The following is a 7,264-nucleotide window of genomic DNA, read 5'->3' on the forward strand; positions in this document are numbered from 1 at the left end:
GAGCTTTTCATCGGCCGCCCACCCACCCCCATCGCCTTCAACCCCTCGCGGCTTGCGCCGCTCCTACAGGGGGGCGACGCGCGTTGGGTTTGTTGTAGGAGCGGCGCCAGCCGCGAGCTTTTCGGGCCGATCAGGCTTCTTCGTCGGCGAGCTTGAGGATGGCGCCGACGATGTCGGACATGGTGACGATGCCGGCGAGCTCGTTGGATGAGGTGACCAGCAGGCGGCGGACGCCGATATTGACCATGAGGCGAGCGGCGTGCTTGACGTCGAGCTCGCGCGAGATGGTCAGCGCTGGCTTGGCGCAGATGTCGTAGACATTGACGAGGTCGATGTCCCCCTCTTCGGCGACGATCGTCTTGAGGATGTTGGTGTAGGTGATGATGCCGTAGGCGTCATGGGCGTCGCGCTTCTCGACCACCAGCGACTTGACCTTGTTCTGCTTCATCACCCGCATGGCTTCGCGGATGGTTGCGAAGGGCGATACCGTCACCACTTCGCGCAACATGATGTCCTTGACCAGCATTGGGGCTCCTAGATGTCGTGCTTGATGTGCTCTTCGAACTGCTGGATCTGGCGCATGTCGATGCCGGCGATGTGCTCGAGCGGGATGGTGAACACCACGCCACGGCTGCTGTTCTTGAGGTCGAGCTCGCGACTGAGGTTCTTGAGCACGGAGAGCGAGAGCTTCTTCTCGAGCACCATCACCAGTACGGACTGGCTACCCTCGTAGGTAAGGCCGAAGAAGGTCTTCTTTTCCTTGGCGCCGATGCCGCGCCCGTCCAGCAGTGTGACGCCGCCTGCGCCGGAGCGCTTGGCGATGTCGATCGCCTGTTCTTCGAGATCCTCGGCGAGGATCGCGACAAGTACCGAGAACTTCACGTTTTTTCTCCTGTCGGCTTGAACCGCTCGGCGTAAAGAGCATAGAGCATCACGGTTACGATGGGAAAGATCGAGGCAAACGCGATGAGACCGAAGCCGTCGATGAGCACGTTGCGCCCCTCGATGTTGGTGGCCAGCCCGATGCCCAGCGCGGTGACGAGCGGTACGGTCACCTCGGACGTGGTGACGCCGCCGAGGTCGAAGGCGAGGGGGACGATGTACTTGGGCACCAGCCAGGTCAGCGCAATGACCAGGGCGTAGCCGCCCATGATGTAGTAGTGGATCGAGTCGCCGGTGATGATGCGATGCACGCCGATGGTGATGCCGATGGCCACGCCGATGGCGACCAGGATGCGGATGTGGTTGGCGTTGAGCCGCCCCTTGCCGGCTTCTTCGGCCTTCTGGCCGATGGCGATCAGCGCTGGCTCGGCCATGGTGGTGGCAAAGCCGATCGACAGTGCGAACAGGTATACCCAGGTGTAGGTGTCGAGGGCGACGAGCTGTTCTGCCATGGCGCGCCCGACCGGGAAGAGCCCGAGCTTGAGCCCGATCACGAAGGCATAGAGGCCGACGATGACCATGACGAAGCCGCCCACGACCTTGTGCAGGTGGGCGATCGGCTTGCGGATCACGCCGTACTGGAAGAACAGGATGACGACGATGATCGGCGCCACGTCGCGGAACATGGTGAGCAGGTCGACGAGCATGCCGGTGAGTGCGCCGAGCATGCCGGCGGGCTCGGGAATTGCGGCCGCAGCGGCCTGTGCGATGCCGGCCGCGGGCTGCGCGGCGGCGAGCGCGGGGGCGGCGCCGAGGCTGTAGACGAAGATGCCGTAGAGCTGCACCGAGATCATCGGCACCATCACCGCCAGCGCGACCAGCCCAAAGCCGTGTGCGAGCGCGTTGCGGCCGCGGATCGATACCGCCAGGCCGATGCCGAGCGAGGCGATCAGGGGTACGGTGACGATATTGGTGGTGACCCCGCCCGAGTCATAGGCGAGGCCGACGATTTCCTCGGGCGCAAAGAAGGTGACGGTGACCACCAGCAGGTAGCCGATGATCATGTACCAGTGCAGCGAATGGCCGAGGATGGTGCGCACCACGCCGAGCGCAACCACCGCGCCGACCGATGTCGCCACCAGTAGGCGCAGGGTGAATCCGTCGACTCGCCCGGCGCTGATCGTTTCGGCCTGGCTTGCGACGGCGATCAGCGCTGGCTCGGCGATCACCGCGGAGAAGCCGAGCGCGAACCCGAACGCCATCAGCAGTGGCAGGGAGCCGCGCTTGGCAAAGGCGTTGGAGAGGTTCTTGCCGATCGGGAAGATGCCCAGCTCCAGCCCTTGCAGGAACAGGGCCACGCCCACCACCACCACCAGCAGGCCCGCAACCATCGACCCCAGGCCATCCGGCACCGTCTGCAAGACGATGGCCTGGAAGAAGGCGACGACGACGACAATGGGGAGCAGGTTGCGGAAGGAGTGCTGCAGGAGGTGCAGGAAATCCTTGAGGCCGTTCAAGCGCGGTCACCTGATGGAGAGATGTTCGACCGACATTTTCGCATGGCGCCCAGGAATCGGGGCCAGTCGATGGCGACGCGCGTTGGGTTTGCCGTAGGCGCGGCGCCAGCCGCGAGCTTTTCAACGGCCGCCCACCGGCCCCCGTCGCCTTCAACCCCTCGCGGCTTGCGCCGCTCCTACAGGGGGCGACGCGCGTTGGGTTTGCCGTAGGAGCGGCGCCAGCCGCGAGCTTTTCAACGGGGTTTACAGGCGGGCGAGCCAGTCGTCGGTGGCGGCGCAGATGATGTCGCAGGCCAGGGCGTGGTGGTCCTGGCTGAGGCGGTAGGGGTCGGGGACTTCGACCTTGGACCAGTGCCCCAGCAGGAAGAGCTTGCCGCGTGCGGTGGGGTCGAGGTGGGTGGCGTATTCGAGGTGGTGTTTTTCCATCACCAGGATGATGTCGGCCCAGCGGCTGATCTCGGGGGTGAGCTGACGGGCGCGGTGGGCGGAGAGGTCGATGCCGCGGGCAAGCGCGATGGCCTGGGTGTCGGCGTCTGCAGCGTGGCCGACCAGGGCGCCGGTGCCGGCAGAGGCGACGGTGGCCGTGCGGCCACGATCGGCCAGGCGCTGGCGTAGCACGGCCTCGGCGAGCGGGCTGCGACAGATGTTGCCGGTGCAGAGGGTGAGGATCTTTTCGAACATGGCGGCATTATAAGAAAAAAGCCGACGCCCCCTTGCGAGGGCGTCGGCTGGTGCGGCGTGACCGAAAGATCAGGCAGCTTGCTTGCGGCGGCGCATCACACCCAGGCCAGCCAGACCGAGGCCGAGCAGCGCCAGCGAAGCGGGCTCGGGCACGGCGGTGACGGCGATGTTACGCATGGCGAACTCGCCGTCGATAATGTCGCGGCTCAGGTTACTGTTACTGAAATATGCGGCCGTAACCTGCGCTTGCGTGGCGGTCGGATTGCTGGTCAGGTACGGCACGGCAAATGCTCCGATGTCCGCGGCGAGCAGCAGCGCGCCAGCGCCGTCCCAGCCGGAGGCCGTTTCGGTGATGGACATGGTCACGCTGGTGTCGGTGATGGTGCCGGTGATGGCGACGGTGCCAGCGCCGGTGGGGTCGCTGAACGAGGTGCCGAGCAGGCCGTTGAGCAGGCCGAGCACGCCCATGGTGGTGGCGCCGTCATAGCTGCCGCTGAAGCCGAAGGTGATCGGGGCGAGGATGGCTCCCGTGCCGAACATGAACGGATACACGCCCGGGGTGAGGCCGGAGACGTTGAGGTCGCCCGAGAACACCTGGACGTTCGAGCTGATCGTGCGGCTGACGGTACCGCCAGGGCCGGCGAAGAAGGTGGCTTCGGCGTAGCCGGTGCCGCCGGCGAGGCCGGGGCCGACGCTGACGGTGTAGCTGCCCGACGGGCCAGCGGCCAGCGACAGGCTGCCGGACAGGCCGGTGAGCGCCACGTCGTAGGTCAGCGGGGTGCCGTCGGCGAAGCCGCTGATGGCGAAGTCGCCAGCCAGCGACTGGACGTTGCTGACATAGGCGGCCGAGGCGCCGGTCGACACGGCGGTGAGGGCGGCGGTCGCGGCGAGAAGGGCGTATTTCTTCATTGTCTGGGTCCTTTTAATCGGTTGTTGAACCGGTTAAGAGATTGCGCCTGGCCGGGTGGTGCCAAGCGTGAGCTTAATCGCTGTGGCAACAAAGCAAGTCGGATGCCAGAAATACAACTTATTGATTTTTATATGGATGACTCGGTTTGATGGGGGTGCTTATGCCCCCGGTGTAAAAAAAACCGACACTCGGGGGCGGCTTGCCAGCCTTGTGCCGCGACCTCGGTGTCAGGTGCGGAAGCGCCCCACAAGGCTCGACAGCGCGCTTGCGACGCGGGCGAGCTCTTCGGCCGTGTCCGAGCTGGTGCGTGCGGCGCCGCTGTTTTCTTCGGTCATGGCGGCGATGCGCTCGGCGTTGGACGCGACCTGCTGGATGGCGATGTCCTGCTCGCGGATGGTGTGGGCCATGCCCTGCACGCTCTGTGCGACGCGCTCGGAGCTGTCGCCGATGCTGCGTAGCGCGGCTTCGGTGCGCGATACGAGCTCGAGGCTGCCGCTGACGTTGACGCCCGCGGCCTGCATCGAGTCGACAGTGCTGTCGACGTGTTGCTGGATCTCGTGGATGAGGGTGCTGATCTCGCGGGTCGACGAGGCGGTGCGTTCGGCGAGCTTGCGCACTTCGTCGGCGACGACCGCGAAGCCGCGGCCTTGCTCGCCTGCACGCGCGGCCTCGATGGCGGCGTTGAGGGCGAGCAGGTTGGTCTGCTCGGCGATCTCGCGGATGACGCCGACGATGCCGCCGATCTGCTTGGAGCTGGCAGCCAGCGATTGAACGTCGGCCTGCGACGCGGTGACCTGGCTGGCGGCTTGCTCCACGCGGCCGACCATCTCTTGCATGATGTCCAGCGCCGAGTGCGTGTCGGCCGAGGCCTTGTCGACCAGTTCGGCAGCAGTGGCGGCGCGCGTGGCCGTCTCGCTGACGCTGCTCGAAACTTCGGTGGCGGCAGCGGCCACGGTGGCGGCCGATTCGGCCTGGATGTCGGCGCTGCGGCTGAGCTGGCTGCTCGATGCCGAGATGGACGCCGCCGCGGACGACACCCCCTCACTGGACGTGCGCGCCTCGGTCAGAATATGGCGGAAGGTGCCGATGAGGTGATTGAAGGCTTGGGCGGTGCGCTGTACTTCGGTCACGCCTTCGACCGGGATGCTGCGGGTGAAGTCCTTTTCGCTGGAAACCTGCTCGGCGATGCGCACGGCTTGGCTGAGCGGGCGGCTGATGCTGCGCCCGAGCAGGGTGGATACCACCAGCGTGGCGCCAATGGCCAGTACCGAAAGGCCGATGGTGATGTAGAGGGTGCGCGTGCTGCTGTCGACCAGTTCGCCTGCGAGCTTGGAAATCTCGCCGTTGACCTGGCGCTCGAGAGCATAGAGACGGTCGATGTAGGCGGTGCTGCTAGCGAACCAGTCGGCGCCCTTGATGCCGAATTCGCCATACGCCATGCGCTCGGTCATGACGTTGCGCATGCGCTTGACGGCTTCGAGTTCGGGCGAAGCCTCGATCTGCGCGAGCGCGGCCCGGGCGTCGCTGCCCGCGACCGAGCCGAACAACTCGAAGAAGGCGCGCTGGCGGTTGATGCGTTCGCTGATGGTGCGGTGCTGCTCGGGTGTGACCCAGTCGGCGCTGAAGGCGGCGGTGGTGAGCGCGCGTTCCTGGCCTGCGGCTTCCTTGGCGCGGATGAGCGCTTCGAGTGCAGTGGAGCGCTGTCCGATCAAGGGGTCGGAGTTGTAATGCGCGGCCCCCGCGGCGAGCTGGATGAGGCTGTCGATGGTGGCGGTGTAGTAGCGCGTGCTCTCGCCGATGGCGATGCTCAGTTGTTGCGCCTGCCTGCGGATGTCGGCGAGTTGGGCGAGCTGGCTTTCGACGTCGGCGACCTGCTTCTGGGCGGTCGGCGTGTCGGCGGTGATGGTCTGCTGGTGCCGGCTGCGGAACTGCGCGAGGGCGGTGTCGGTGTCGCGCTGGAAGCCGGGCAGGACGTCACGCATCTGGGAGCCCGAGGAGCTGATGAAGCCCGCGGTCGAGCCGCGCTCGATCTGCAGCCGGTGCACCAGTTCGCTGATGGCGGCGCCGAGCCCCGACAGTTGTGCGGTGGTCTCAGCCGAGCGTGAGCGCTCGAACGCTGACTGACCGAGCATGACGGCCAGCACGATGATGACGATGAGTGGAAGGGCGACGATCAGGCCAAGGCGGCTGGCGATCGAACTTGATGGGCGGCTGACGGGTTCCATCTGCGTTCCTTTTGCGGCGAGTAGCGGGCTTTGGCTGCGATGTCCGAGACCATCTTCAGCGGATGTGTCTTGCAGTTATCGACACGAGGATCGCCGACTTTACGGATTTGTCGGTATCGATTCCATATCGGCGATCAATCTCGCAACGCAGGAAGCCGCACGGGGGCGCGCCGCGCGCCCCCAGGGCCGTGGTCAGCCCGCCAGGCGCGCGAAGGCGTCCACGACTTCGGGCGGCGCCTGCACCAGTTCGATGAGCACGCCCTCGCCGCCGATCGGGAACTCGTCGTTGCCCTTGGGGTGCAGGAAGGTAATGTCGAAGCCGGCCGCACCCCGGCGGATGCCGCCAGGCGCGAAGCGCACGCCGTTGGCGCTGAGCCATTCCACCGCCTTGGGCAGGTCGTCCACCCACAGGCCGACGTGGTTGAGCGGAGTGGTGTGCACCGCCGGCTTTTTCTCGGGATCCAGCGGCTGCATCAGGTCGACCTCGACCTTGAACGGGCCTGCACCCATCGCGCAGATGTCTTCGTCCACGTTCTCGCGTTCGGACACGAAGTTGCCGGTGACCTCCAGGCCAAGCATGTCGACCCACAGCGTCTTGAGTTTGTCCTTGCTCGGGCCGCCGATGGCGATCTGCTGGATACCGAGGATCTTGAAGGGGCGCTGCGACATGATGCCTCCAGTGAGGTGTTGAGTTAAGAATTCATAATTATAGAGGAAGTCGCAACAAATCCACCCCACATGCCCCTACAGCAGGCCGCGGCGCGCTCTCCCCGTAGGAGCGGCGCCAGCCGCGAGGGGTTGAAGGCGATGGGGGTTGGGCGGGACCCGAAAAGCTCGCGGCTGGCGCCGCGCCTACAGCAGGCCGCGGCGCGCTTTCCCCGTAGGCGCGGCGCAAGCCGCGAGGGGTTGAAGGCGATGGAGGTTGGGCGGGACCCGAAAGCTCGCGGCTGGCGCCGCTCCTACAGCAGGCCGCGGCGCGCTTTCCCCGTAGGCGCGGCGCAAGCCGCGAGGGGTTGAAGGCGATGGGGGTTGGGCGGGACCCGAAAAGC

General features: G+C 66.0%; 7 protein-coding genes. All 7 read right to left on the reverse strand.

The annotated features are described in order from the left end of the window. Positions 1-130 precede the first annotated feature (130 nt). On the reverse strand, positions 131-526 hold the full coding sequence (locus tag C662_RS19170) for a CBS domain-containing protein (protein ID WP_002933939.1): 396 nt from the start codon (positions 524-526) through the stop codon (positions 131-133). An 8-nt stretch (positions 527-534) separates the two neighbouring features. Further along, positions 535-882: a P-II family nitrogen regulator gene (locus C662_RS19175; RefSeq protein WP_002933942.1), complete on the reverse strand. Its 348-nt coding sequence runs from the start codon at positions 880-882 to the stop codon at positions 535-537. Then, a complete protein-coding gene (locus C662_RS19180) occupies positions 879-2,399 on the reverse strand; it encodes a DUF1538 domain-containing protein (RefSeq protein WP_002933944.1) in 1,521 nt (506 codons plus the stop codon). The genes C662_RS19175 and C662_RS19180 overlap by 4 nt, the downstream gene beginning before the upstream one ends. 243 nt (positions 2,400-2,642) lie before the next feature. Continuing rightward, positions 2,643-3,080 (reverse strand): low molecular weight protein-tyrosine-phosphatase, encoded by a 438-nt coding sequence (locus tag C662_RS19185; RefSeq protein WP_002933951.1) that lies wholly within the window; start codon positions 3,078-3,080, stop codon positions 2,643-2,645. Positions 3,081-3,149: 69 nt separating this feature from the next. Further along, the gene (locus C662_RS19190; protein ID WP_002933954.1) at positions 3,150-3,989 is read right to left on the reverse strand and encodes a PEP-CTERM sorting domain-containing protein; all 840 of its coding nucleotides are present in this window, start codon (positions 3,987-3,989) and stop codon (positions 3,150-3,152) included. Positions 3,990-4,217: 228 nt separating this feature from the next. After that, positions 4,218-6,215, reverse strand: coding sequence for a methyl-accepting chemotaxis protein (locus tag C662_RS19195; RefSeq protein WP_002933975.1), 1,998 nt, complete (start codon positions 6,213-6,215; stop codon positions 4,218-4,220). A gap of 192 nt (positions 6,216-6,407) precedes the next feature. Then, positions 6,408-6,884, reverse strand: a complete 477-nt coding sequence (locus C662_RS19200; protein ID WP_002933980.1) for a VOC family protein — start codon at positions 6,882-6,884, stop codon at positions 6,408-6,410. Positions 6,885-7,264: the final 380 nt, after the last annotated feature.

It is taken from the genome of Thauera sp. 28, assembly GCF_000310145.2.
GTDB lineage: Bacteria > Pseudomonadota > Gammaproteobacteria > Burkholderiales > Rhodocyclaceae > Thauera > Thauera mechernichensis.